This window comes from Herbaspirillum sp. 1130 (assembly GCF_017833835.1).
Lineage (GTDB): Bacteria > Pseudomonadota > Gammaproteobacteria > Burkholderiales > Burkholderiaceae_D > Herbaspirillum > Herbaspirillum huttiense.
In genome coordinates, this window is the sequence record NZ_JAFICQ010000001.1 from 1,471,954 (window position 1) to 1,496,077 (window position 24,124).

Genomic DNA, 24,124 nt, shown 5'->3' on the forward strand with positions numbered 1-24,124 from the left:
CTCAGCAAAACGTCCACCATCCCCTCAGTGCCGCACCACTCGTCGCAGGGCGATCTGGCGATAGCGGGGTTTCAGTACGGCAAGCATGTCGCGCAAGACGGCCGATCCGCGCCAGGGGGGCGAGACATAGGCCATCCGTAACTTCAGCCCGCCACTGTCACGTAACTCACAATCAAGCATGGCGATCATGCTGCCATCGAGCCAGGCATAGACATGGACCTCGTTGGCCTGGCGTTGCTTGGGGCCTTCGATCTGCCAGCCGCAGGGATGGAGGGGGCCGAGGCTCATCGCGCTGCTCCCGTCAGATCGACCAGATGCCAGGCCAGGTGCACTCCCAGCAGCAGCAAGCCGATGAAGAAGCAGCGACGGAAGGTAGCGGGACGTACCCAGGTCCGCACGCGGGTACCGATGGCCATGCCCAACAAGGCTGGCACCAGCACGATCAGCGAGGCCCAGCCTACGCCTGCACTGAAGGCTCCGCCCTGCCCGAGGTTGACGGCCAGGGCCAGCGTGGAGACCGTAAAGGACAAGCCCAGCGCCTGAATCAACTGGTCACGCGGCAAACCCAGCGCCTGCAAATAGGGCACCACCGGAATCACGAACACGCCGGTGGCTGCCGTAACCAAGCCGGTGGCCAGACCGATCACGGGCGACCACCAGCGTTCCCGCTGCGGCAGCACCGTGGGCGTCCACGCCGCCAGACCGGCCAGCGCGTAAAGCATCAGTGCTACGCCCAGCACCACGATGGCGTGCCGCCCACCATCGCCGCGCATGAAGCCGGCACCGGCCAGCGTGCCGGTCACTACGCCGGCGAGCAGCGTCCGCAGGCGTTTTGCCAGCATCAGGAACGCGCCCCCGGTGGCCAGCTGCCAGCCATTGGTGACCATCGACGGCAGGATCAGCAAGGCCGCCGCTTGTACCGGCGGCATCACCAGGCTCAGCAATCCGACCGCCACCGTCGGCAAGCCCAGACCGATCACGCCCTTGACGAAACCGGCCAGCAGGAATACCGCCAGGCTTACGGCAAGCATGGTGGCATTCATGTCGACGAGGGAAAGCAGGCTGGGCATGACAGGAAAATGGCCGGGAATGGCAGGCAGCGGAAGATCAGGGATTCCCAGTCTGCCAGTCCTCGCCCGCGCTGGAAATGTGGAATACACTTAGCCAGCCTTCGGCCTGGCCGAAGGCACAATATCTCGCGACCACTCCTTTCCGGACCCCGTACGCCGATGAGCCATCGCTTCGAACTCTCCGACCTGCGTCTTTTCCTGCACATCGTGGAAAGCGGCAGCATCACTGGCGGGGCCGAACGCGCCCACATGGCGCTGGCCTCGGCCAGCGCGCGCATCCGCAACATGGAAGATGCTCTGGGCACCGCCTTGCTGGAGCGCGGCCGGCGCGGCGTCCAGACCACCGATGCCGGCCGCGCGCTGGCCCACCACGCGCGCATGATGGCGCAGCAGATGGAACAGCTGCGCGATGAACTGGGCCAGTATGCCCAAGGCCTGAAGGGCCATATCCGCCTGCTGTGCAATACCTCGGCCATGACCGAGTTCCTGCCGGAGGTGTTGGCGCGCTTCCTGGCACGACATCCGCACACGGATATCGAACTGGAAGAAAAACTGAGCTATGAAGTGGTGCAGGCCGTGGTGGATGGGGTAGCCGATGTCGGCATCATCGCCGACTCCACCGATAGCGGGCCGCTGCAGACCTATCCCTTCCGCCAGGATCATCTGGTGGCGGTGCTATCGAAGAAGCATGCGCTGGCGCGCCGCAAGTCACTGGCCTTCAGCGAATTGCTGGGAGAGGATTTCGTCGGGCTGTCGGGCGACAGCGCCCTGCAGCAGCATCTTTCCGGCCATGCCACGCGTGCCGGGCGGCGTCTGCAATACCGCGTGCGGCTGCGCAGCTTCGACGGCATCTGCCGCATGGTAGAGCATCAGGTCGGTGTGGCCGTGATTCCGGCGACGGCGGCCCAGGACTGCGCGGCGCACATGGACATTCGCGCCATCCCGCTCACCGATGGCTGGAGCCGCCGCCAGTTGCTCATCTGCGTGCGCGGATTGGAGGGCTTGCCGGGACCTACGCGCGAACTGATTCATGCCTTGCAGCGCCACCCGTGAGGCATCAAGAAAAATGGCGGCTCCGTAGAGCCGCCATCGTCACTTGATCCAGACCAGCGAGCCCATGCGCCCGGTGGTCTTCTCACGCCGATAGGAATAGAAACGCGGATCGCTCACGGTACACAGACCGCCACCGCTGACATCATGCACATCCATGCTGGCCAGCCGCTGGCGGGCCAGTTCATAGATGTCGGCCAGGTACTTGCCGGGACGGCCCGGATAAGCGCGGAAGGCATGTTGCGCTGCTGCCTGCTGCGTAATGAAGGCCTCGCGCACTTCGGCACCGACCTCGAACTGTTCCGGCCCGATGGCCGGCCCCAGCCAGGCGATGATGTCCTGCGCGCCGCGCGCGCGCATGGCGGCCACGGTGGCTTCGAGCACGCCGCCAGCCAGTCCGCGCCAACCCGCATGGGCCGCGCCGACCACCGTGCCGGCGCGGTCGCAGAACAGCACCGGCAGGCAATCGGCCGTCATCATCACGCACACCGCGCCGGGCGTGCTGCTGACGCAGGCATCTGCCGTGGGCTGATCGGGCAATGCTGCGGCGTCCAGTACGGCGACGCCATGCACCTGCGTCAGCCAGGCCGGTTCGGACGGCAACAAACGGCGCAGCAGCGCACGATTGCGCGCTACCAGCGCCGGGTCATCGTCGACATGCGTGCCCAGGTTCAGGCCGCCCCCGCCCTGTCCGTCGCCATACGGCGCGGGACTGAAGCCCCCTGCCCGCAGCGTGGTCAGGGCACCGATGTTGGCAGGCGCAGCCCAGTCGGGGATCAGCAATTCCATGGACGGGCTCGCTCAATAGTCGTCATCGTCGTCGTCATAGTCGCCCAGGACCGGATCGGCTTCCTCGCTCATCTCGGGGATCACCGCCAGGGCCGGATCGATGTTGGCGCTCTTGAGCAGGGCTTCGATATCCGCCGGCAAGGGCGCGGCCCACTGGCGGAACTTGCCCGAGGTCGGATGCACCAGGCCCAGGCGTCCGGCCAGCAGGGCCTGGCGCGGGAAGACCGAGGCCAGGTGCTGCTTGCCATAGAGCGTATCGCCTACCAGCGCGAAGCCCAGCGACTGCAGGTGGACGCGGATCTGGTGGGTACGGCCGGTTTCCAGGCGGCAATGCACCAGGCTGACCGGCTTGCGGTCGATCTCGCCGGTGGCCAGGCGCCGGTAATGGGTTACCGCCGGCTTGGCGCGCATGCTTTGCGACACCGCCATCTTGATGCGGTCGCGCGGATGGCGTGCCATCGGCGCGTTGATGGTGCCGGACAGCTGCGGCAGCCCCCACACCAGGGCCAGATACTGGCGCTTCATGCTGCGTGCCTGCAACTGGCGCACCAGGTCGGTCTGCGCGGCCAGGGTCTTGGCCACCACCATCAGGCCGCTGGTTTCCTTGTCCAGCCGGTGCACGATGCCGGCGCGCGGCACGTTGGCCAGGCCCGGGCAATGATGCAGCAGGCCGTTCAACAGCGTGCCGCTCCAATTGCCGGCCGCCGGATGCACCACCAGGCCAGCAGGCTTGTTGAGGATGATGATGGACTTGTCCTCGTGCAGGATGTCCAGCGCCATGGCTTCAGGGGCATAGGGCTGGTCGGCCGGCACCGATTGCGGCGCCACCTCCACCAGCTCGTCGCCCAGCATGGTCATCTTGCCCTTGGCGGGCGCGCCGTCGACGGTGACGTGGCCGTCTTCGATCCATTGCTGGATGCGGCTGCGCGAGAATTCGGGCATGAGGCCGGACAGAACCTTGTCCAGCCGCTGGCCGATGACCTCGTCATCCAGGCGGAAACTCAGGGGCTCCAGGCCGGAGACGCTTTCGCCGCCGGCTTGCTCGCCGTCATCGAAATCGTCCTCCAGCGGGAGGTCGGTCTTTACAGGCTCATCGCCATTTGTAATCGGAAGGGGTTTCTTACGTGACATCAGCTATAATCGCCGGATCGGGTTGATTGTATTTCGGGTATCGATGCAGCCGGCTCGGGTAGGCGCTCAGCGCCATGCACAACTGATAGTCCCAGACAAGCACACAAGAGTCATGCACAAAATCTTATTGAAGTTCTTCATCATCGGTTTTGCCCTCTCGCTCACCGCCTGCGGCCTCTTGCCGGAACAAAAAGACGAGACGGTCGGCTGGTCTGCCTCGAAATTATACTCGGAAGCCAAGGATGAACTGAATGCCGGCGGCTACGACAAGGCCATCAAGTATTTCGAGAAGCTGGAATCGCGCTACCCGTTCGGCACCTACGCCCAGCAGGCGCAGATGGACATCGCCTACGCCTACTACCGCCAGAACGAGCAGGCGCAGGGCCTGGCGGCGGTGGACCGCTTCATCAAGCTGCACCCGAACCACCCCAATGTCGACTACATGTATTACCTGCGTGGCCTGATCAACTTCAATGATCGCACCAGCATCTTCGACACCTTCACCGACCAGGACAACACCGAGCGCGATCCCAAGGCCATGCGTGACGCCTTCGATTCGTTCAAGCTGCTGGCCGAACGTTTCCCGGACAGCAAGTACACCCCGGACGCCATTGCCCGCATGAAATACCTGGTCAATGCCATGTCCCAGTACGACGTCCACGTAGCCAACTACTACTTCCGCCGTGGTGCCTACGTGTCGGCCGCCAACCGTGCGCAGGCAGCCATCAAGCAATATCCGGACTCCCCGGCCAATGAAGAGGCACTGTTCATCCTGATGCGCTCCTACGAAGCCCTGGGCCAGACCAAGCTGAAGGAAGATACCGAACGCATCATCCAGGCCACCTACCCCAACAGCCCCTGGTACAACGGCGGCCCCAAGCAGAAGGCCAAGCCGTGGTGGAAGGTCTGGTAATGGAAGCCATTGCCACGCAGGTCTGACGATCGTGTGCTGATGAAAAAATGCCGCCCGGTGATGAACCGGGCGGCATTTTCGTTTGGAGCGAAGTGAACGCGGCTTCGGGCGGGCGGTCTATCTTGGCGATCGCCTGCCCCGGCGAATTGCGCGCGGGTCGCTCGCAAGACAGGGCAGCGTGAGACCGTGTCCCGGCCCCTTCAACAGAAGATCAGAAAAAACAACACCATGAGCAACGGACTCCTCACTGCCGTCGCGGCCGGCCTGGCGCTGCCGCCCCTGGCCGTCATCGGCTTCTTCGTCAATCGCATGAAGCACATCCATCAACGCACCCAAGACCGTATCTTCACGCTCAAGCGTGGGGCGGGGCTGTTGACGGCAAGCATCCTGGGCAGCATCTCCACCACCTTCGTCGGCCTGTACCTGATCGGCATGATTTCCCCGCCCGCTCGCTGCGCGGGCGCCTGCTACGGCACGGCAGCGGCCTCCCAGGTCGATGCAATCTTCTGGAGCTTCTTGCTGATGTACCTCAGTTTCATGCTCTTCCTGGGCTTCGGCGCTCAGCGCAGCTGGCAACTGGTGGCACGGGAGACGGCCCGGGCGCAGACTGTGACCACTCCGCCCGAGGCCTGAGCTGCCCAGCCGCTGCGCTCAAGCGCGCAGCTCCGCTTCGGCACCGCCGCGTGCCGCTCAGCCTTCCAGCTTGCGGCGGAACACCCAGCTGCTCTCGCTGGAGGCTTCCGGCGCAAAGGCATAGCCTTCGACGTCAAAGGCCTTCAGCTTTTCCGGCTGGCTGATGTTCTTCTCGGCGGCATAGCGCGCCATCAGGCCGCGCGCCCGCTTGGCGTAGAAGGAAATGATCTTGTACTTGCCGCCCTTCCAGTCCTCGAACACGGGCGAGATCACCTGCGCCTTGAGCAGCTTGGGCTTGACCACCTTGAAATATTCCTCCGAAGCCAGGTTCACCAGCACCGGTGTCTTCTGTGCCGCCAGTTCATCATTGAGCGCTTCAGTGATTTCGTTGCCCCAGAAGGCATAGAGGTCCTTGCCGCCCGGATTGGCCAGCTTGGTACCCATTTCCAGGCGATACGGCTGCATCAGGTCCAGCGGACGCAGCATGCCGTACAGGCCCGACAGGATGCGCACGTGGTTCTGCAGGTAGTCGAGCTGCTTGGCCTTGAGCGAGCCCGCATCCAGCCCCTCGTAGACATCGCCGTTGAAGGCCAGCACCGCCTGTTTGGCGTTCTTGGTGGTGAACTTGCGGGACCAGCTGGCATAGCGGTTCACGTTGAGCACCGACAGCTGGTCGGAGATCCCCATGAGGCTGCCGATCTCGGCCGGCGACTTGGTCTTGAGGACCTCGATCAGTTCCGCCGAACGCGGCACGAAGGCCGGTGTGGTGTGGAGGTCGGTGGTGGGCGGCGTGTCGTAGTCCAGCGATTTGGCGGGAGACAAAACAATCAGCATGAGGCGTTCATCCAATGATCAGGTTGGGACAAGGTGGCCGCCATCATACCCAAAGCGCGGCACTTGCGTGCGGTAGCGTGGTTTGGAGCCGATATGAAAATTTGGACAACAAAACCCCGGCTATTGGGGCTTTGATCCCTGGCACCCGGCTCCTACACTGAAGCATTGGACGTAAATGGCAATCCGCCTCTGCCTGCCATCCAGCGCCCGAGCCCCCGCCTGCATTGCCGCGCCGCATCCCATCTGATCCCACGCCAAGGAAACGCCATGAACTGGTTCTACGATCTGCGCATCGCCCGCAAGCTGCTCCTGACCTTCGCCACCATCCTGCTGCTGACCGGCGTGCTGGGGGTGTTTTCCATCGTGCAACTCTCGCGCGTCAACGATGCGTCCACCGAGATTGCGACCAATTCCATGCCCAGCGTGCGCTATCCGCTGGAAGCCAAGGTGGCACTGGCCCGCATTCGCACCGTGCAACTGCAGCACCTGCTGCCCGGCAACGAGGCCAACGTGGAAGCCGATGAAAAGATCATCGGCGACATGCTGGCCGGGCTCAACAAGGCGCTCGACAAGTACGAGCCACTGGTCAACATGCCCGACGAACGTACCTATTTCACGGGCATCAAGAGCGACCTGACGGTCTTCACCAAACAGCATCAGGAGCTGGCCAAACTGGTCCGCGGGCAACAGACCGATGCCGCACGCGAGCTGCTGATGAAACAGATCACGCCGGTCTACCTGCGCCTGTTCGAGAACATGGACAAGGCCGTGGCCATCAATATCGACGCCAGCGAGAAGACGGACCACGATGCCCAGGTGCGCTATGAAAATTCCCGCCTGCTGATCGGCGTGCTGCTGGCCGCCTGCATCGGCCTTGGCCTGCTGTTGGCAACCTGGGTGGCCCGGATCGTCTCGCGCCCCTTGCAGGAAGCCATGCACGTGGCCGAGCGGGTGGCCGAAGGCGACCTGACGGTACATATCCAGCCTGCCGGACGTGACGAAACCGGCCGCCTGATGGGCTCGCTGAAGGCCATGAACGACAGCCTGCTGCGTATCGTGACGCAGGTTCGTGAAGGAACAGACACCATCAATACCGCCTCCCGCGAAATCGCCAGCGGCAACCTCGACCTCTCCAGCCGTACCGAGCAGCAAGCCAGCTCTCTGGAGGAAACCGCCTCGGCCATGGAAGAGATCACCTCCACCGTCAAGCAGAATGCCGATAATGCCCGCCAGGCCAACCAGCTGGCGCATTCGGCTTCCGATGTGGCGACCCAGGGCGGCAGCGTGGTGTCGCAGGTAGTCGATACCATGGGGGCGATCAATGCCTCGTCGCGCAAGATCGTGGACATCATCAGCGTCATCGACGGCATTGCCTTCCAGACCAACATTCTCGCGCTGAACGCCGCCGTGGAAGCGGCCCGCGCAGGCGAACAGGGCCGCGGATTCGCGGTCGTGGCCTCCGAGGTGCGCTCGCTGGCGCAGCGCTCGGCGGCCGCCGCCAAGGAGATCAAGACCCTCATCGATGATTCCGTGGCCAAGGTCGATACCGGCAGCCGCCTGGTGGAGCAAGCCGGCAGCACCATGACCGAAGTGGTCGCCAGCGTGCGCCGCGTCACCGACATCGTCAGCGAGATCACCGCCGCCAGTTCCGAACAAAGCAATGGCATCGAGCAGGTCAACCTGGCCATCACCCAGATGGATGAGGTGACCCAGCAGAACGCCGCGCTGGTGGAACAGGCCGCCGCAGCGGCCGGCTCGCTGCAGGAGCAGGCGGGCAGGCTGTCGGAACTGGTGAGCGTGTTCAAGCTGGAGCGCGCCCATGCCGCCGCGCAGGCGGCCCCGGTGGCTGCGCGGTCTGCTGCACTGTCGCCCAAACCGCAGCCGCGGCCGCAACCCAAGCCAGCCGTCCGCAAAGCCGCAGCGGCACCGGCACTGCCGGCCGCCCCTGCCCCCAAGGCAGGCAAGTCGGCCAAGACACCGTCTGCGGAGGAGGGAGACTGGGAACAATTCTGAGCCGGCCCGGGGATGGAGGCCTGTTCAAGTTGGGCAGCGGACTTGCCGTTAATCAACAAGACTGGCAGCATGCAAGCTGTCAGGAGCGCACTGTTGCAGTCAACCGGTGCTCTTGCAGGGGCAGTCTGTCGGCACTTTGCCGGCATTTCGCTGTCCATGGTGAACAAGCAAGACGAATTGCACAGGCTGCCCGCCTGATCCCGCCGGCCATCGGCAAGGAGGACATCATGAAACGCGACAAAGCCCTCATGGGCGAAATCCTGAAGCAACTGGCATCCTTCGGTACCCTCTACGGCGACGTGGAAAAGATCCAGAGTGCCCTGCCCGGCCAGGTGGCCCCGGAGGTGATCCTGCATCATCTGCGCCTGCTCTATGATCGCGGCCTGGCGGCGGTCGACATGCACAATTTCTGGCGCGTCACCGATCAGGGGTATGATGCGCTCGAAACCGGTGGCGAGCTCTTCGGCAAGCAGGAAGCGCCGCTACCCGGACAACGTGGCATCGACAACTAGTTTTCAATTCAATGAGCATCCAGGCAACACCCTCTCTCTCCCCTGCACCGTCCTTTCCCTCCGGCACACCCGCTGACGTCCCCGCCGGACGTCAGCGGGTGGTGTTGGACACCAATGTCTGCCTCGACCTGTTCGTCTTCCGCGATCCGCGCTGGGCGGCGCTGCAGTCCGCGCTGGAACAAGGCATCGTAGAGGCCTACACCCGCGAGGATTGCCGCAGCGAGTGGCTGGCCGTGCTGGATTATCCGCATCTGCCGGTCACTGCCGAGACCAAACCCGCGATCTGCGCTGAATTCGACCGCCTGCTGCGGTGTCTGCCGCTGGCCCAGGTCAACACCTTCGGCCTGCCCATCTGCACCGATCGCGACGACCAGAAATTCCTGGAACTGGCGCTGCAATGCCAGGCGCACGTACTGGTGAGCAAGGACAAGGCGGTCCTCAAGCTCGGCAAGCGCACCGTCAAGCGCGGACTGTTTGCCATCGTACCGCCCCAGCTCTGGCGTGCCGACGCCTTCCTTGATGCGGCCACCTGAAGGTCGCCGCGAATGCGGCTAGAATAGCGGGCTTGCGATCATCACAAGAACGAGCCCGCTGCAATGAGCACCCCCAACATCGTCACCAAGCTGCCCAAGGTGGGCACTACCATCTTCACCGTCATGTCTGCATTGGCCAGCGAAAAAGGCGCGGTCAACCTGGGACAGGGCTTCCCCGATTTCCATTGCGACCCGGCCCTGGTGGATGCGGTCACCCGCGCCATGCAGGACGGCCTGAACCAGTACCCGCCCATGGCCGGCGTGCTGCCGCTGCGCGAAGCCATTGCCGACAAGGTGGAACGGCTCTACGGCCATCGCTATGATCCGGTCTCCGAGATCACCGTCACGGCCGGTGCCACCCAGGGCATCCTGACCTCGGTGCTGTGCGCGGTGCATCCGGGTGACGAAGTGATCGTGATCGAGCCGGTCTATGACTGCTACGTGCCGGCCATCGAGCTGGCCGGTGGCGTACCGGTGTTCGTGCAGATGGAAGTGGGCGCGGCGGGTTACAGCATCCCCTGGAACAAGGTCCGCGCAGCGGTCACGCCCAAGACCCGCATGATCATGGTCAACACCCCGCACAACCCGACCGGCAGCGTCATGCGCGCATCCGACGTGGCCGCGCTGGCCGACATCGTGCGCGGCACCGATATTCTGATTCTCTCCGACGAAGTCTATGAGCACATGGTCTTCGATGGCCAGCCGCATGAATCGCTGGCGCGCCATCCGGAGCTGGCCGAGCGCAGCTTCATCAATTCCAGCTTCGGCAAGACCTATCACGTCACCGGCTGGAAAGTCGGCTATGTGGCGGCCCCTGCAGCGCTGACCGCCGAATTCCGCAAGGTGCACCAGTTCAACGTCTTTACCGTCAACACGCCGGTGCAGTATGGCTTGGCCGAGTATATGAAGAACCCTGCACCGTACCTGGATTTGCCGGCGTTTTACCAGAAGAAGCGTGACCTTTTCCGCGCAGGACTGGCCAACACCCGTTTCGAACTGCTGCCCTCGCAAGGTACCTATTTCCAGTGCGTGAAGTACGACGCCATCTCGGACCAGTCCGAAGCCGACTTCTGCAAGTGGCTCACCAGCGAGATCGGCGTGGCCGCCATTCCGGTCTCGGCCTTCTACAACACGCCCAGGGAATCGGGCATCGTGCGCTTCTGCTTCGCCAAGAAGGATGAGACGCTGCAACTGGCGCTGGACCGGCTGGCCAAGCTGTAACACGGCTGGTGCGCAAATCGTTTATATATTTTCCGTAACGTGACTTCCCCCCTCAACACGACACGCAAAAAAGGAACGCCATGATCGACGTCTACAGCTGGGCCACGCCCAACGGCCACAAGGTACACATCATGCTGGAAGAATGCGGACTGCCCTACACCGCGCATGCCATCGATATCGGTGCCGGTGACCAGTTCACGCCCGAATTCCTGAAGATCTCGCCCAACAACAAGATCCCCGCCATCGTCGATCCCGATGGTCCGGACGGTGCGCCGATCTCGCTGTTCGAGTCCGGTGCCATCCTGATCTACCTGGCTGGCAAAACCGGACGCTTCCTCGGCGAGACCGTGCGTGAGAAGTATGAAGTGCTGCAATGGGTGATGTTCCAGATGGGTGGCCTGGGGCCGATGCTGGGCCAGGCGCACCACTTCCGCCTGTATGCCCCGGAGCAGATCGAATACGCCGTGAACCGCTACAGCAACGAAGCGCGCCGCCTGTACCAGGTGATGGACAAGCAGCTAGGCCAGCACGCCTACCTGGCTGGCGAGAACTACACCATCGCCGATATCGCCTGCTTCCCGTGGACCCGTTCGCACAAGAACCAGGGCATCGATCTGGCGGACTTCCCCAACGTCCAGCGCTGGTTCGATGCCATCAGCGCACGTCCGGCGGTGCAGCGCGGCGTGACCGTGCTGGCCGACAAGCGCAAGCCGCTGCACGATGACAAGGCCAAGGAATTGCTGTTCGGAAAAAGCCAGTACCAGAAACGCTGATCGGACATTGCCGCGGGCGGCTATCTGGCCCGCCTGCGGCAACCGCATCAGGGACAGGCAAAGGGCGCAAACTCGAAACGGTTGCGCCCTTTTTCCTTGGCGCGATAAAGGGCATCGTCGCTCGCGCGCAGGACCTGCTCCTGGCCGGCGCAATCGCCCTGCATGAGGGCGATGCCGATCGACAGCGTCACCTCCACTTCCCTGCCCTCATGCAGCATGGGCTGGCTGGCAAAGCTGGCCTGCAGGCGCATGGCGAATTCGGCCGCGGCGTGCAGATTGGCACCGGCCAGGATCACCGCGAACTCCTCTCCCCCCAGCCGTCCGGCGGTGTCGGTCTTGCGCAGCTGGCTCCTGAGCACTTGCGCAAAATGCTTCAGGACCTGGTCGCCGACGGCGTGACCGAGGCTGTCGTTGATGCGCTTGAAATGATCCAGGTCACACATCAGTACCGCGGCCGTGTCGAGCACGCCGCGCTGGAGGCGGTTGTACTCTTCCTGCAGGCGTTGCATGAAGAAACGGCGGTTGGGCAGCTGGGTGAGGTAATCGGTCAGGGCGAATTCCTGCAGTTCCAGTTCGAAGGCCTTGCTTTCGCTGATGTCGCTGATGAAGCCATGCCACAGCGTCGTGCCATCCTCCAGCCGGCGCGGCCGTGCCTGGCCGCGCAGCCAGCGCACACCGTTGCCGGGGGTGATCACGCGGAACTCCAGCATCCAGTGCGAAGCACCGGCCAGCACCGCCTGACGCGCCGCTTCATAGAGCGGCATGTCTTCAGGATGAATGGCGGTATCGATGATGACGGGTGTTTCCAGCAACTGCTGGGGGGTGAGCCCGTAGGTTTCGCGCGCGCCTTCGCTGACGTAGGTAAAGTAACCCCGCTCGCCCGGGGGCACGCGGAACTGGAACACCATGCCGGGAATTTCACTGGTCAGGTAATCGAGCATGCGGCTGCTCTTGGCCAGCTTCTCGGTCAGTCGCCGCACCTCGGTGATGTCGGTGGTGGTGCCGATCATGCGCAGCGCATTGCCCTCGGCATCGCGTGCCACCACCTTGCCGCGGCTGCTGATCCATTTGTAACTGCCATCGCGGCAGCGGAGGCGGTGCTCGACCTGGTAAGTATCGGAGCGTGAGGCGAAATGCTGGCGAATGGTCTCCTGCACATAAGGCAGGTCATCCGGGTGAATGCGCTGGTAGGCATCCTGCAGATGGCTGGAAAGCTCCCAGTCCTCGTAGCCCAGGATGGCTTTCCAGCCGCGCGAATAATACATCTCGCCGGTGACGGCATTGCGGTCCCAGATGCCGGTACCGCTACCCTCGATGGCCAGCGCCATACGCTCGTCGGCCTCGCCGGGCGGATCGCTCTTGACCCGCGCATGGACCGGCACCAGGGAACGCTCGATCGCCAGCATGGCCATCGACACGGCCGCGCCCACGGTGTCGCGGTACGCCTGCTCCAGATGGGAGGCGTCGCCCGGCGCATCGTTGGCGGCGCAGATGGTCAGGATGCCGGCGACCTCGCCGGCGAAGGAACGCAGCGGCAGCATTTCCAGCAGGGAGCGTTCGTGGCGTGCCGCCAGAGCCGTCAGGGCATGCCAGAACTGCGGGGTGTCGGGATCGTCCACCGCCAGCGCCGTCAGCTCGGCCAGGAAAGCCGGCGCCACGCGCGGCGCGGCACCTACGCGCAGGCGGCGGGCCGGGGGATCGAACAGGAAGATGGCCAGCGCACGTTGCGGATAGCTGCCCGAAAAACCGCTGGCGATGCGGTCCAGCAATTGCTCCAGCGGCGCACCCCGGGCAATGTAGGACAGCGTCAGGTTGTTGAAGGCGAGCGCCTTCCGGTAAAACTCGGCATCGGCGTCAACCTGTACGGGCGGGCGTTCTGACATCATGAGAAACAGGATCGGCAAGGACGCAGCGGCGACACCGGATGCGCCGCCGTATGGATGGACATTAGCACCTTATGACAATGCGTGGCAGTTTCTCCTCCAGCCCCGCATGAATAACCGTGCTGGCAGGCAAGGACGATGCCATCAGGCCACACTCTGCATGAGCTTCTGCGAGGAAGCGCGCAGGACTGCGCGCAGTCAGGTGGAGTGATTCGCCTAGTAACGGCGCACCAGGAATTCCGCCACGCAAACGGGCTTGTCGGTCCCTTCACATTCCACGGTAATGCGCCAGGCCAGCTGCACGCCGCCGGGGATGTCCTCGGTGGACTCGAGGCGGATGACGCCGCGCACTTTTCGACCTACTGGAAGGGGTGCCGGGAAGCGCACGCGATTCAGGCCGTAGTTGAGCAGCATGCGGACATCGGGCCCCAGGCTGATGGATTCCGACAGCAGGCGCGGCAGCAGCGCCAGTGTCAGGAATCCGTGCGCCACCGTGCCGCCGTAGGGCAGCTCGCGGGCCGCACGTTCGGGGTCAACGTGGATCCATTGATGGTCGCCGGTGGCCTCCGCAAAGCGGTCCACCTGCTCTTGGGTGACGGCGATCCATTCGCTGGTGGCCACTTCCTGGCCTGCCAGCGATTTCAGTTCTTCCAGGCTGGCGATGGTGCGCATGCTGGTTTCCTTCCCTTGTCGTTATAGGGTGGCCGGCGCGCAGGCGATGCGCGCTGCCTTTTTTGTCTTGTCCGTTCAGCCATCCTGCCAGACCACCCGGTTGCGGCCCTGCTGCTTGGCCAGGTAGAGACGGCGGTCAGCCATCTCGATCAGTTCGCGGATGTCCTGCTCCGGTGCCGGTACCATGGTAGCCGCACCGATGCTTACGGTCAGCCAGGCGCTGACCTTGGAGCGCTCATGCGGGACCTGGTTCGCCTCGATCAGCTGGCACAGCTTCTGGCCCAGGGCCTGCGCTCCTTCCAGCGGGGTGCGCGGCAGGATCATGGCGAATTCCTCGCCGCCGAAACGGGCTGACAGGTCGGCCGGACGCTGGATGCTTTCATCGAGCGTTTGCGCGACCCGGCGCAGCACCGCATCGCCGGCGACGTGACCATAGTTGTCGTTGTACAGCTTGAAGAAATCGACGTCGATCAGCAGCAGGGACAGGTGCAGTCCGTCACGCCGGGCGCGGCGCCATTCAGCGCCCAGGTAGTCGTCGAAATAGCGGCGGTTGGCGATGCCGGTCAGGCCATCGGTATTGGTCAGGCGCTGCAGCTCGAAATTGCTCTTCTGCAGCTGCTGCTGGCTCTCGCGCAGCGCGCGGTAGGCCGCATCGCGCTGCAGCAGGTTGATGTAGGAGCGCGAGTGATAGCGCAGCCGCGCCACCAGTTCGATCACATCGGGCAACTTGACCATGTAATCGTTGGCACCGCCGGCGAAGGCATCGCGCTTGATTTCGGCATCGTCGCGCGAGGACAGCACGATGATCGGCACGTTGGCCAGCACCGCGCTGGCACGGTACTGGCGCACCAGGGTCATGCCATCCACGCCCGGCATCACCAGGTCCTGCAGGATCACCGTGGGACGGGTCTTCTCGGCCACGGCCAGGGCTTCATCGGCGCGGGTGCAGAAGTGAAAGTCGATGTTCTCTTCCCTGGCCAGGGCGCGGCGGATCGCCTCCCCGACCATGGCCTGGTCATCCACCAGCAACACCATGATCTTGTAGTCGTCGGCGGGCAATACGGGGCCGCCACCCGGGGTGTCGGTTGCTTGCACCGAACTCATCATGCTTTCCTTCATTTCAGTTGCGTCACGCCCCGGCCAGCAGCGCCTGCAGCCGTGCCGCCATGGCACTGACCGGCAGCACATCGACGGCGGCGTTGAGCGCTACGGCGGCCTTGGGCATGCCGTAGACGGCGCAGCTCTTCTGATCCTGCGCCAGGGTGTGATAGCCGTTGTCGCGCAGGGCCTTCAGGCCCGCTGCGCCATCGCGGCCCATGCCGGTCAGCAGCACGCCGGTGGCCTTGCCATCCCAGTGGCGCACGATGCTATGGAAGAACGCGTCCACCGATGGCCGGTAGACATCCGTAGGCGCGCCCTCGACATACGCGAGACGGCTGCCCTCCTTGAAGACGAGATGATGATTGCTGCCCGCCAGCAGGACTTCACCACGGCGCGGCAGATCGCCTTCGACCGCCAGGCGCACGCGCAGCACCGACTGCTGCTGCAGCCACTGCGCCATGCCGGGCGCGAAGGCGGCATCGATGTGCTGCACGATCACGATGCTGCCGGGGAATTCACGCGGTACCTGCTTGAGCAGGGTCGACAGCGCGGCCGGTCCGCCGGCCGACGCCCCGATGGCCACCAGCGGAGCCAGATCGCCCTGGACATTCGGGGCCAGCGGACGCAGCGGCAGGCGCACCGGGGCAGCCATGTCGTCCGGGCTGAGCAAGCCGAGCTGGTCGATCTTCTCGATCAACGCCGCCGCATCGCGCTTGCCGGCCGCGCCGATGAGTGCCGGGGTCTGGGTGGCATCGAGCGCGCCATAGCCCATGGCTTCGTAGATCTTGGCAGCACCGGTATCCATGTCGGAGGTCACCACCAGGATCGGGCACGGGGTGTCCTGCATGATGCGTCGGGTGGCTTCCACGCCATCCATCTTGGGCATGAGCAGGTCCATCAGCACCACATCGGGCAACTGCCAGGCGCACATCTGCACCGCCTGTTCGCCATCGCGGGCGATCCAGATCAATTCGTGGCGGCCACTCTCGGCAATCACCCGGCGCAGCACTTCCACCATCATGGGGGTGTCGTTGACAATGCCGATCTTCACGTTGTCGCCTCTCCAATCAAATCCATGACGGCCTGCAACAGACTTTCATCATGGAAACTGCTCTTGGTGAAATAATGATCGGCCCCGGCTGCCAGGCCACGCTGCCGATCCTCTTCACGGTCCTTGTACGACACGATCATCACCGGCAGCGCCTGCAATTGCGGCGCGCCGCGTATCAGGGTGACCAGCTCGATGCCATCCATGCGCGGCATGTCGATATCGGTGATGACCAGGTCGAAATGCTCGGCACGCACGGCATTCCAGCCATCCATGCCATCCACGGCCACCGTGACCTGATAGCCCCGGTTGGTCAGCAGCTTGCGTTCCAGTTCGCGCACGGTGAGTGAATCATCCACCACCAGCACTTTCTTGCGCACCGCCACGGCCGCCGCACCGGCAGGATCCGCGTCGACCGTCTGCAGCCGTCCCGAGGCGGTGAGCTTTTCCACCGTGCGCAGCAAGTCGGCCACGTCCAGGATCAGCAAGGGCGCGCCATCTTCCATCAGCGCACCGGCCAGGATGTCGGGAATCTTGCCCAGGCGTGCATCCAGCGGTTGCACCACCAGCATGCGCTCGCCCAGGAAGGCATCGACCGCGATGCCGTAGCTGTGTTCCTCCTCGCCGATCACCACCACGCAGACACTGCCGTCCCGGACGCGCCACTGGCCACGTTGCAGCACCTGGTGCGCACTGACCAGGCCGACCTGACGGCCACCGTGGCTGAAGTGCTGGTAGCCTTCGAGGGTCTGCAGGGCCTCGGCCGGCAAACGCAAGGTCCGATTTACGTAGGCCAGCGGAAACGCATAAGGTTCACCGGCGATCTCCACCAGCAGGCTGCGAATCACCGACAGCGTCAGCGGCAACTGCAGCAGGAAGCGGCTGCCCTGCCCCGGCCGCGTGGTGATGCGGATCGTGCCGCGGACCTGCTTGAGCATGTCCGCCACCACATCAAGACCGACCCCGCGTCCGGAAATCTCGGTGACAGTCTCGCGCAGGCTGAAGCTGGGCAAGAGCAGAAAGTCCAGCAATTCGGCGTCCGACAGGCGCTCGGCAATGTCCTGGGTCGCCAGGCCGCGCGCCACCACCGTGCGGCGCAATGCGTCCAGGTCGATGCCGGCACCATCATCGGCCACCTCGATCAACAGCATGCCCGCACTGTGCCTTGCCTCCAGCCGCACCACACCCTGCTCCGGCTTGCCGGCCGCACGGCGCGTGCTGCCGTCCTCAATGCCGTGGTCCACCGCGTTGCGCAGCAGATGGCCGAGCGGTGCTTCCAGCTTTTCAAGAATATCGCGGTCGATCTGGGTGGCGGTGCCGCTGATGTCCAGCCGCACCGATTTGCCCAGCGCATTGCCGACGTCGCGCACCATGCGCGCAAAGCCGGCGGTGCCATCGGCAAAGGGCCGCATGCGGCAGGCCAGCGCCTCGTCATACAGTTGTTGCGAGAGATTGACCGAACGCCGGTCGAAGGCATCCAGCGCAATCAATTGTTCACCCAGCAGTTGCTGGTTGGTTTGCATCAGCGCGCGCAATTCGGCCAGCGTAGTCTGGGCGAATTCGTCGAGCTGGCTGGCGGCCAGCTTCTGTTGCAGCAGGTCCAGTGCCTGCACGGCCTCGCGCTGCACGCGCTTCATGCGCAGCATGCTGGCCGAGAAGGGTTTCAGGCGGCGCGATTCCACCAGCGATTCGCCGGTCAGGCTCAGGAGCCGGTCCAGGCTGTCCGCACTGACGCGCACGGCGCGCGCGGCAGCAGTCTGGTTGACGATGGGCGCGCTTGCTCCGGATTGTGGCGGCTCCGTCACTACGGCCGACGGTGCCGGCGCTGGTGGCTGCGCAGCCGCCTCGGCCGCGAAGGCCTCCTGCAGTGCGGCGGAGGGCGCAGGCCAGGGATCGGCATCCGCACCACTCATCACGGCCGGCAAGGCTTGCAGGAAAGCCTGCACCTCGGGACTGCCGGCGTGGTCGACCCAGGTTTCGTCGCCGTCCGGCGGCGAGGCGATCCGTCCCAGCAGATCGGCCCCGCGCAGCAGCACATCAATATGTTTTTTCTCCAGCCGCAGCTTGCCCTGCTGCGCCAGGACGAAGCAGTCCTCCAGCACGTGGGCTACCTTGACGGCGGCTTCCAGGCCGACGATGCGTGCTGCGCCCTTGAGCGAATGGCCGGCACGCATGCAGGCTTCCAGATGCTCGGCCGCCGTCGGTTGCTGCTCCAGCGCCAGCAGGCTGGTATTGAGCTGGGCAATCTGGCTTTCCGCCTCGAAGCGGAACAGGTCCAGCATGGACATCTGGCTCAGATCGGGCGTACTCATGTCATGCTCCGGTTGAGTACGTAGAACAGCAATTCGTGGTCGAGCAGGCCGATGGGACGGCCGCGCCACTCCACCATGCCGCGCGTGTACTGGATGGCCGCCTGGGCCAGCGTGGTCGGCACCGGGGCCAGGCTGTCGGCTGCATAGCGATGGACTCCGGCCACCTCTTCCACCGGAAACACCAGGATCTGCCCTTCGTGCGCCGCCACCAGCAGATGGGGGGCCGGCGTGTCATCGGGCAGCTGGAACACACGGGCCAGCGAGACGCAGATGCGCAGGCTGCCGCGAATGTTGAGAACGCCGGCAATGGCGGTGTTGCGCTGGTGAGGCAGGCTGTGCAGGGGCCGGGTCTCGGCCACTTCCTGCACCACGGACGTCGTAATCGCGAGCCACTCGCCGGCAATGCGCACCACCAGGGCCGAGGCCAGCACGGCGCGATCTTCCTGCACTTCCTCCGCAGCCATACCCGCGCGTGCCCACTCCTGCGCTAGCTCGCCGGACGCCTGCACACGATCGAGCTGCTGCATGGCGGCACGCGCGAACGTCGGGCAATTCAGGCAGCGGATGTGATGCGACAGTTCGGGACAGCTGCCATCGCCCTTGGTCCCGATGCGGTTCCAGCAATCCTCCAGCGTGGCGCGCGGCGGGGTCAGCGTCGGCTCAGCCATGATGCGGCTCCTCGGTGGTCGTCACACGGCTGGCGCGCTGGCGCAGGCGCTCGGCTCCGGCGGTATCACCTTGCGCCTGCAGCAGGGCGGCCAGTTGCAGTAAAGCCGCCTGGTGCTGCGGTGCCAGGTACAGCACCTTGCGGTAGCAACGCTGGGCCTGCCCGGCGTCACCGCCGGCATCGTGAATCAGACCCTGCAGATAGAAAGCGTCGGCGCTCGGCCCCTGCTCTTCGATGGCTTGTTCGCACAAGGCAGCCGCTTGCGCGAACTGTCCTGCATCGGCCAGCAAACGAGCACGCTGCAGCAAGGGCTGGCTGCTTGCTGACAGCGGTGCTGGCACGGGCGCAGCGAAGGCGTTGATTCCTGAGTCAGCGGCCAACGCCGACGCGGCCGGACGCGCCCGGCGTGCCGGAACAGGCGCAGCCAACAGCGGCTGCGCTGCTGCCAATACTGTCTCGCGCCAGGCCGGTTTCTCCACCGCCACGCGCTTGCGGAAACCGAAGGCCAGTGCAATGCCGGCCGACTCGAGACGCGGACTGAGCAGCAGGCCGCCTTCGGCCGGACCGACGAAGATCACGGCATCCGGTTTCATGAGGCTTTCCAGAAGGCTCACCACCTGGCGCTGCACCTCGCGCTCGAAGTAGATCAGCACGTTGCGGCAGAAGATGAAATCGTAAGGCGCAGCCTGCCGCAGCAAATCCGGTGCCAGCAGATTGCCGGGCGCAAAACGCACCTGGCGCCGGATCGCTTCCTCCAGTTGCCAGCCCTGCTCCACCGTCATGAAATGGCGATCCCGAAAACCCAGGGCCTGTCCCCGGAAGGAATTGCGGCCATAGACACCGGCCGCCGCGATCTCCAGCGAGCGGGTACGAATATCGTAAGCGTCGATGACGAACTGCGACGGCATGACGCCCGCCTCCAGCAGGGCCATGGCGACCGAATACGGTTCTTCGCCAGTGGAGCATGGCAGGCTCAGAATACGCACCGGCACATCGGGCTGCGCAAGCAGCCGCTCCCGCGCAAGCCGCGCCACGGCGAAAATGGCTTCACGGTCGCGGAAGAACCAGGTCTCCGGTACCACGGCCAGTTCGATCAGGGCCTGCAACTCGGCGGCCGACCCCTGCAGCCGTGCCAGATAGTGGCCATCGTCTGCGATGCCCAGCGCCGCCATGCGCTCGCGCACCACCCGTTCGATGAGGCTGCTGCCGACGGTGGCCATGTCCAGGCCCATGACGGCCTTGAGCTTGTCGGCGATCAGCGGCAGGCTCTTCATGCCGGCACCTCCGGGTAGAGCAAGGCGCGCGTAGCCGGGTCGAGCAGGTCGCCCACTTCCACCCGCTGCAGCAGTCCGCCCTGATACGGCATGACAGGCCCGAGGTAGGGGGCTCCCTCATTGCGAACGGCGGCCGGCGTGAAGTGGGCCGGATCAAGGCGCAGCGTATCGGTAGCTTGCGGCAGGATCAGGCCCAGCAGCACCGGCAGCGCCTGCGCGTGGCGGTAATGCACCAGCACCAGGCGCGTACTCACGCGCGCCGGAGCGGGATGACCGAGCGCCAGCATGGACAGGTCGATCACCGGCACGTGGCCGCTGCCATGCGGCAGCAGCCCGGCTACCCATGCGGGTGCGCCGGGCAGCGATTTGCAGGGGGAAAGCGGCAATACCATCGCCACCTCGGCGGTGGGCAAGGCATAGCGTTCTTCCCCCAAGGAAAACAGCAGATGCAGGGATTGGCTCATGAGCACGCTGGGCGGGACCGGTGCGGCGCTCAGTCCGTCACCTTGAAGCGCGAGACGCCATTGCGCAATTCGTTGGAGACCACGTTCAGTTCGTCGATGGCCTGGCTCGATTGCTGCAGCGACTCCACGGTCTGCTGGGCCGCTTCGGAGAGCTGCACCAGCGCCTGGTTGATCTGTTCGGCACTGCTGGCCTGGGCCTGCATGCCTTCGTTGACGATCTGGAAGCGCGGCGCGAGCGCCTGCACCTGGGCAATGATCTGCGACAACTGGCTGCCGGCGGTCTGCACATCCTGCATGCCGCGCCGTACCTGGTCGGAGAACTTGTCCATGCCCATGACGCCGGCTGCCACGGCCGACTGGATTTCCTTGACCATGACTTCGATGTCGTAGGTCGCCACGGCAGTCTGGTCGGCCAGGCGGCGGATTTCAGTGGCTACCACCGAGAAGCCGCGGCCATGCTCGCCGGCCTTCTCGGCCTCGATGGCGGCGTTCAGCGACAGCAGGTTGGTCTGGTCGGCCACCTTGGTGATGGTGGTCACGACCTGGTTGATGTTGCCCGCCTTCTCGTTGAGGATGGCCAGCTTGGCGCTGACCGACCCGGCCGCATCCATCACATTCTGCATCGTGTCGCCCATGCGGGTCAGGCCCGCCTGGCCGCTGCCGGCCAGCGCCGAAGTCTGTTCAGAAACCACCGACACTTCATTCATGGTGCGCACCAGGTCACGCGAGGTTGCATGGATCTCGCGCGAGGTCGCGCCGATCTCGGTGGTGGTGGCAGCCGTTTCGGCGGCGGTGGCCTGCTGCTGGCGGGCCGTGGCGGCGATCTCGGTGACCGACGTCGCCACGCGTGCCGAGGACTTCTGCGCCTGCGAAACCAGCGCGGTCAGCTCATCGGTCATGCGGTCGAAGCCGTTGCCCAGCACGCCAAACTCATCCTTGCGGTCCAGCGCCACGCGACGCGAGAAATCGCCCGAGCGCATGATGTCGAGCAGGCCCATGAGCTTCTGCAGCGGCTCGTTGATGGCGCGCATCAGGAAGAAGCCGCACACCAGCGCCACCAGCAGCGCTGCCATCAGCGCGCTCATCAGGGTGAACTGGGCCGAGTTGACGGCATCGCCGATGCGCTGGGCGGCGTCGTCGGCGATGCCCTTGTTGGTCTCGACCATGCGCTGCGTCAGTTGATAGCCGGTACGCCATTGCGGACGAATCTGCTCGTTGACGATCTTGTCGATCGGGGCGCGCTGGCTGAAGTCCATCTTCAGCACCTCGCTGACGACGGCACGGTACTTCTGCCGCGTCTCCTTGAATTGCTCGAAGAGCTTGCGGTCAGCATCGCTGAAGATGGTCTTGTCGTAATCTTCCTGCAAGCGGTCGAGGCGTTCGGCGTTGCGGCGCAGCAGTGCCAGGTCAGCCTGGCGCTCGGCATCATTGGCATCGATCTGAATGATCTGCTGGGTCATCAGCAGGTTTTCGTACCACGCAGCGTTGATCTGGGTGCTGTAGTAGAGACCGGGGGTGGAGTCGTTGCGCAGCGCCGTCGCCCCCTTCTCGATGTGGCCGAGGTTGACCGCCGAAATCCCGGCCATCAGTGCCATCAGCAGCAGGATGAGCCCGAAGCTCCCGAGGATGCGTTGCTTGATCGTCCAGTTCTTCATGCGCAGTTTTCCCCCTTTGGAATGAGCACCCCGCCCTGGCGCGCCTTCGTGAGGTGCGCATGAACGAAAGTTCGCCTGTGGCTAACCCGGGCCATCTAGTGCGATCGGTTGCGGATTAGTGCGGCCTAGTAATACTTCGAGATTATCATTGAAATCTTTCAATATCACTATTATCCCTTGCGCAATGATTCTTTGCCTGAAGGAAATAAAAACGGCACCCGCAGGTGCCGTTTGAGTGCGTCAGCCGATCGGCGGGATCACACCGGCATGGGCTTGTTGTCCTGCAGGTCGAGGAAGCCCTTGATGAGGCGGTAGGCTTTCCAGATCCAGGCCAGTGAGAACACCAGAATCGCCACCGGGATTCCGATCACCGTCGCCCACAGCACGCCGCCGGCGAACAGCCAGAACAGGTACCACCAGAAGGAACGGATCTGCCAGCGATGGTGGGTGTAAAGGAAGGTATCGCGCACGTCGCCGCGCTTGAGGTAATTGACGATCAGGGGCAGCCACGACAGCATGCCCAGCGAAAACACCAGGCAGGCGGCATGCGCCAGGTAGAGCCACCAGACCAGGTCACGGCCGGTCTGGGTCTGTGGGTCGAATACCAGTTCCTGGTTCATCGCGTCTCCTGAAATGAGGGGGAAGCCGGCCCCGACGTCAGGCCAGCAGGTTCAAGATGCCGTCCAAGCCCACAAAATTCAAGCCCACGCTGGCCTGGGCACGCACCACCGGCTTGGCGCGGAAGGCCACCGACAGGCCCGAGATGCCCATCATGCGCAGGTCATTGGCGCCATCGCCCATGACGATGGCCTGGCTTGGTTCGGCACCGATCTCGCGGCAGATGCGTTCCACTGTCGCCCGTTTCTCGTCGGCATTGACGATGCCGCCGACCACGTTGCCGGTGAGCTTGCCGTCGGCCACTTCCAGCGTGTTGGCGTGGGTGTAGTCCAGTTTCAGGCGTGCTTTCATGCGGTCGGTGAAGAAGGTGAATCCGCCTGAGACCAGCAGCGTCTTGAGGCCGGCGGCCTGCACTGCCTTGAGCATGTTTTCCGCGCCCAACGACAATTGCAGGCGCTCATCGTAGACACGCTGCAACGCGCCTGCGTCCAGCCCCTTGAGCAATGCCACACGGCGGGTCAGGCTTTCGTTGAACTCGATCTCGCCGCGCATGGCGGCTTCGGTGATCTCGGCCACCTGCGGTTTCAACCCCTGCATGTCGGCGATCTCGTCGATGCATTCGATGGTGATGAGGGTGGAATCCATGTCCATGGCCACCAGGCGGAAATCGGACAGCTTGCGGCCCTCGTCGATGAAGGCATAGTCCAGGCGCGCCTGCAGGCAAGCCGCATCGATGCTGGCCTTGAGCGCATCGCTCTGGCTCACGCCAGCCACACGCCAGGCATCGGCATCCGGTACGCGGTCGTCTGCAATGCGCTCGGCGCGGCCACCGGCCAGGGCAGCGATGGACTCGATGGCGGAAGACGGCACGGCGTGTTGCTTGGGGGCTTGCAGGATCAGGTTCATGTTGTTCTGTTGATTCATGGGTGCGATGGGATTCGTTGTAGCGCGGCCAGAA

Annotated in this window: 24 protein-coding genes; 8 read left to right on the forward strand and 16 right to left on the reverse strand. The window is 64.3% G+C overall.

All coding sequences use genetic code 11. The features are described 5' to 3' along the window. Positions 1-24 precede the first annotated feature (24 nt). Both JOD78_RS06395 and JOD78_RS06400 read right to left on the reverse strand, forming a co-directional pair. A complete protein-coding gene (locus JOD78_RS06395) occupies positions 25-288 on the reverse strand; it encodes a hypothetical protein (RefSeq protein ID WP_204726653.1) in 264 nt (87 codons plus the stop codon). After that, complete coding sequence (locus JOD78_RS06400; protein ID WP_134136016.1) at positions 285-1,070, reverse strand: sulfite exporter TauE/SafE family protein; 786 nt, start codon at positions 1,068-1,070, stop codon at positions 285-287. The genes JOD78_RS06395 and JOD78_RS06400 overlap by 4 nt, the downstream gene beginning before the upstream one ends. Before the next feature lie 159 nt (positions 1,071-1,229). On the opposite strand from JOD78_RS06400, the gene JOD78_RS06405 reads away from it, so the two are divergent. Beyond that, entirely contained in the window at positions 1,230-2,123 is an 894-nt protein-coding gene (locus tag JOD78_RS06405) for a LysR substrate-binding domain-containing protein (protein ID WP_121041943.1), read from the forward strand. Between the two features lie 39 nt (positions 2,124-2,162). Here the strand turns inward: JOD78_RS06405 and pgeF are convergent, their stop codons facing one another. Then, the gene (gene pgeF, locus JOD78_RS06410) at positions 2,163-2,909 is read right to left on the reverse strand and encodes a peptidoglycan editing factor PgeF (protein ID WP_134136018.1); all 747 of its coding nucleotides are present in this window, start codon (positions 2,907-2,909) and stop codon (positions 2,163-2,165) included. A gap of 12 nt (positions 2,910-2,921) precedes the next feature. Beyond that, positions 2,922-4,040: an RluA family pseudouridine synthase gene (locus JOD78_RS06415; protein WP_121041947.1), complete on the reverse strand. Its 1,119-nt coding sequence runs from the start codon at positions 4,038-4,040 to the stop codon at positions 2,922-2,924. A 112-nt stretch (positions 4,041-4,152) separates the two neighbouring features. Between JOD78_RS06415 and JOD78_RS06420 the strand changes: the two genes are divergently transcribed. Both JOD78_RS06420 and JOD78_RS06425 read left to right on the forward strand, forming a co-directional pair. After that, positions 4,153-4,953, forward strand: a complete 801-nt coding sequence (locus JOD78_RS06420) for an outer membrane protein assembly factor BamD (RefSeq protein ID WP_039785278.1) — start codon at positions 4,153-4,155, stop codon at positions 4,951-4,953. A 228-nt stretch (positions 4,954-5,181) separates the two neighbouring features. Beyond that, a complete protein-coding gene (locus tag JOD78_RS06425) occupies positions 5,182-5,586 on the forward strand; it encodes a hypothetical protein (protein WP_121041949.1) in 405 nt (134 codons plus the stop codon). Positions 5,587-5,643: 57 nt separating this feature from the next. Here the strand turns inward: JOD78_RS06425 and yaaA are convergent, their stop codons facing one another. Next, positions 5,644-6,420 carry a peroxide stress protein YaaA gene (yaaA, locus tag JOD78_RS06430; protein ID WP_121041951.1) on the reverse strand — a complete coding sequence of 259 codons (777 nt, stop codon included), beginning with the start codon at positions 6,418-6,420 and terminating at the stop codon, positions 5,644-5,646. A 267-nt stretch (positions 6,421-6,687) separates the two neighbouring features. On the opposite strand from yaaA, the gene JOD78_RS06435 reads away from it, so the two are divergent. The 5 genes from JOD78_RS06435 (at position 6,688) to JOD78_RS06455 (ending at position 11,472) form a co-directional block, all read left to right on the forward strand. Next, entirely contained in the window at positions 6,688-8,433 is a 1,746-nt protein-coding gene (locus tag JOD78_RS06435; RefSeq protein WP_209566893.1) for a methyl-accepting chemotaxis protein, read from the forward strand. Between the two features lie 227 nt (positions 8,434-8,660). Beyond that, positions 8,661-8,945 carry a hypothetical protein gene (locus tag JOD78_RS06440; protein WP_121041957.1) on the forward strand — a complete coding sequence of 95 codons (285 nt, stop codon included), beginning with the start codon at positions 8,661-8,663 and terminating at the stop codon, positions 8,943-8,945. A gap of 11 nt (positions 8,946-8,956) precedes the next feature. After that, a complete protein-coding gene (locus JOD78_RS06445; protein WP_121041959.1) occupies positions 8,957-9,478 on the forward strand; it encodes a putative toxin-antitoxin system toxin component, PIN family in 522 nt (173 codons plus the stop codon). 63 nt (positions 9,479-9,541) lie between these two features. Then, positions 9,542-10,699, forward strand: a complete 1,158-nt coding sequence (locus tag JOD78_RS06450; RefSeq protein WP_121041960.1) for a pyridoxal phosphate-dependent aminotransferase — start codon at positions 9,542-9,544, stop codon at positions 10,697-10,699. An 80-nt stretch (positions 10,700-10,779) separates the two neighbouring features. After that, entirely contained in the window at positions 10,780-11,472 is a 693-nt protein-coding gene (locus JOD78_RS06455) for a glutathione binding-like protein (RefSeq protein WP_121041962.1), read from the forward strand. 47 nt (positions 11,473-11,519) lie between these two features. On the opposite strand, the gene JOD78_RS06460 is transcribed toward JOD78_RS06455, so the two are convergent. The 11 genes from JOD78_RS06460 to serB form a co-directional block, all read right to left on the reverse strand. Next, positions 11,520-13,358: a sensor domain-containing diguanylate cyclase gene (locus JOD78_RS06460; protein WP_209566894.1), complete on the reverse strand. Its 1,839-nt coding sequence runs from the start codon at positions 13,356-13,358 to the stop codon at positions 11,520-11,522. A gap of 213 nt (positions 13,359-13,571) precedes the next feature. Further along, positions 13,572-14,027 (reverse strand): MaoC family dehydratase, encoded by a 456-nt coding sequence (locus JOD78_RS06465; protein WP_209566895.1) that lies wholly within the window; start codon positions 14,025-14,027, stop codon positions 13,572-13,574. Between the two features lie 75 nt (positions 14,028-14,102). Then, on the reverse strand, positions 14,103-15,131 hold the full coding sequence (locus tag JOD78_RS06470) for a diguanylate cyclase (RefSeq protein WP_121041968.1): 1,029 nt from the start codon (positions 15,129-15,131) through the stop codon (positions 14,103-14,105). Between the two features lie 25 nt (positions 15,132-15,156). Continuing rightward, a complete protein-coding gene (locus tag JOD78_RS06475; RefSeq protein WP_209566896.1) occupies positions 15,157-16,179 on the reverse strand; it encodes a chemotaxis response regulator protein-glutamate methylesterase in 1,023 nt (340 codons plus the stop codon). Continuing rightward, positions 16,176-18,488: a hybrid sensor histidine kinase/response regulator gene (locus JOD78_RS06480; RefSeq protein ID WP_121041971.1), complete on the reverse strand. Its 2,313-nt coding sequence runs from the start codon at positions 18,486-18,488 to the stop codon at positions 16,176-16,178. The genes JOD78_RS06475 and JOD78_RS06480 overlap by 4 nt, the downstream gene beginning before the upstream one ends. Next, complete coding sequence (locus tag JOD78_RS06485; protein ID WP_134136026.1) at positions 18,485-19,156, reverse strand: chemotaxis protein CheW; 672 nt, start codon at positions 19,154-19,156, stop codon at positions 18,485-18,487. Before JOD78_RS06485 ends, JOD78_RS06480 begins: the two co-directional genes overlap by 4 nt. After that, positions 19,149-20,429, reverse strand: coding sequence for a protein-glutamate O-methyltransferase CheR (locus JOD78_RS06490; protein ID WP_134136028.1), 1,281 nt, complete (start codon positions 20,427-20,429; stop codon positions 19,149-19,151). The genes JOD78_RS06485 and JOD78_RS06490 overlap by 8 nt, the downstream gene beginning before the upstream one ends. Continuing rightward, positions 20,426-20,893 (reverse strand): chemotaxis protein CheW, encoded by a 468-nt coding sequence (locus tag JOD78_RS06495; protein WP_039785106.1) that lies wholly within the window; start codon positions 20,891-20,893, stop codon positions 20,426-20,428. The genes JOD78_RS06490 and JOD78_RS06495 overlap by 4 nt, the downstream gene beginning before the upstream one ends. 29 nt (positions 20,894-20,922) lie before the next feature. Continuing rightward, entirely contained in the window at positions 20,923-22,548 is a 1,626-nt protein-coding gene (locus JOD78_RS06500; protein ID WP_121041977.1) for a methyl-accepting chemotaxis protein, read from the reverse strand. A 257-nt stretch (positions 22,549-22,805) separates the two neighbouring features. Beyond that, positions 22,806-23,168, reverse strand: a complete 363-nt coding sequence (locus tag JOD78_RS06505; protein ID WP_034337781.1) for a membrane protein — start codon at positions 23,166-23,168, stop codon at positions 22,806-22,808. Between the two features lie 37 nt (positions 23,169-23,205). Continuing rightward, entirely contained in the window at positions 23,206-24,090 is an 885-nt protein-coding gene (gene serB, locus JOD78_RS06510; protein ID WP_245201987.1) for a phosphoserine phosphatase SerB, read from the reverse strand. Between the last annotated feature and the right edge of the window lie 34 nt (positions 24,091-24,124).

Excerpts from the sequence above, each read along its gene's own strand:
- JOD78_RS06395 (WP_204726653.1), bottom strand. The coding sequence starts at position 288 with ATGAGCCTCGGCCCCCTCCATCCCTGCGGCTGGCAGATCGAAGGCCCC.
- JOD78_RS06400 (WP_134136016.1), bottom strand. The coding sequence starts at position 1,070 with ATGCCCAGCCTGCTTTCCCTCGTCGACATGAATGCCACCATGCTTGCC.
- JOD78_RS06405 (WP_121041943.1), top strand. The coding sequence starts at position 1,230 with ATGAGCCATCGCTTCGAACTCTCCGACCTGCGTCTTTTCCTGCACATC.
- pgeF (WP_134136018.1), bottom strand. The coding sequence starts at position 2,909 with ATGGAATTGCTGATCCCCGACTGGGCTGCGCCTGCCAACATCGGTGCC.
- JOD78_RS06415 (WP_121041947.1), bottom strand. The coding sequence starts at position 4,040 with ATGTCACGTAAGAAACCCCTTCCGATTACAAATGGCGATGAGCCTGTA.
- JOD78_RS06420 (WP_039785278.1), top strand. The coding sequence starts at position 4,153 with ATGCACAAAATCTTATTGAAGTTCTTCATCATCGGTTTTGCCCTCTCG.
- JOD78_RS06425 (WP_121041949.1), top strand. The coding sequence starts at position 5,182 with ATGAGCAACGGACTCCTCACTGCCGTCGCGGCCGGCCTGGCGCTGCCG.
- yaaA (WP_121041951.1), bottom strand. The coding sequence starts at position 6,420 with ATGCTGATTGTTTTGTCTCCCGCCAAATCGCTGGACTACGACACGCCG.
- JOD78_RS06435 (WP_209566893.1), top strand. The coding sequence starts at position 6,688 with ATGAACTGGTTCTACGATCTGCGCATCGCCCGCAAGCTGCTCCTGACC.
- JOD78_RS06440 (WP_121041957.1), top strand. The coding sequence starts at position 8,661 with ATGAAACGCGACAAAGCCCTCATGGGCGAAATCCTGAAGCAACTGGCA.
- JOD78_RS06445 (WP_121041959.1), top strand. The coding sequence starts at position 8,957 with ATGAGCATCCAGGCAACACCCTCTCTCTCCCCTGCACCGTCCTTTCCC.
- JOD78_RS06450 (WP_121041960.1), top strand. The coding sequence starts at position 9,542 with ATGAGCACCCCCAACATCGTCACCAAGCTGCCCAAGGTGGGCACTACC.
- JOD78_RS06455 (WP_121041962.1), top strand. The coding sequence starts at position 10,780 with ATGATCGACGTCTACAGCTGGGCCACGCCCAACGGCCACAAGGTACAC.
- JOD78_RS06460 (WP_209566894.1), bottom strand. The coding sequence starts at position 13,358 with ATGATGTCAGAACGCCCGCCCGTACAGGTTGACGCCGATGCCGAGTTT.
- JOD78_RS06465 (WP_209566895.1), bottom strand. The coding sequence starts at position 14,027 with ATGCGCACCATCGCCAGCCTGGAAGAACTGAAATCGCTGGCAGGCCAG.
- JOD78_RS06470 (WP_121041968.1), bottom strand. The coding sequence starts at position 15,131 with ATGAGTTCGGTGCAAGCAACCGACACCCCGGGTGGCGGCCCCGTATTG.
- JOD78_RS06480 (WP_121041971.1), bottom strand. The coding sequence starts at position 18,488 with ATGAGTACGCCCGATCTGAGCCAGATGTCCATGCTGGACCTGTTCCGC.
- JOD78_RS06485 (WP_134136026.1), bottom strand. The coding sequence starts at position 19,156 with ATGGCTGAGCCGACGCTGACCCCGCCGCGCGCCACGCTGGAGGATTGC.
- JOD78_RS06490 (WP_134136028.1), bottom strand. The coding sequence starts at position 20,429 with ATGAAGAGCCTGCCGCTGATCGCCGACAAGCTCAAGGCCGTCATGGGC.
- JOD78_RS06495 (WP_039785106.1), bottom strand. The coding sequence starts at position 20,893 with ATGAGCCAATCCCTGCATCTGCTGTTTTCCTTGGGGGAAGAACGCTAT.
- JOD78_RS06500 (WP_121041977.1), bottom strand. The coding sequence starts at position 22,548 with ATGAAGAACTGGACGATCAAGCAACGCATCCTCGGGAGCTTCGGGCTC.
- JOD78_RS06505 (WP_034337781.1), bottom strand. The coding sequence starts at position 23,168 with ATGAACCAGGAACTGGTATTCGACCCACAGACCCAGACCGGCCGTGAC.
- serB (WP_245201987.1), bottom strand. The coding sequence starts at position 24,090 with ATGAATCAACAGAACAACATGAACCTGATCCTGCAAGCCCCCAAGCAA.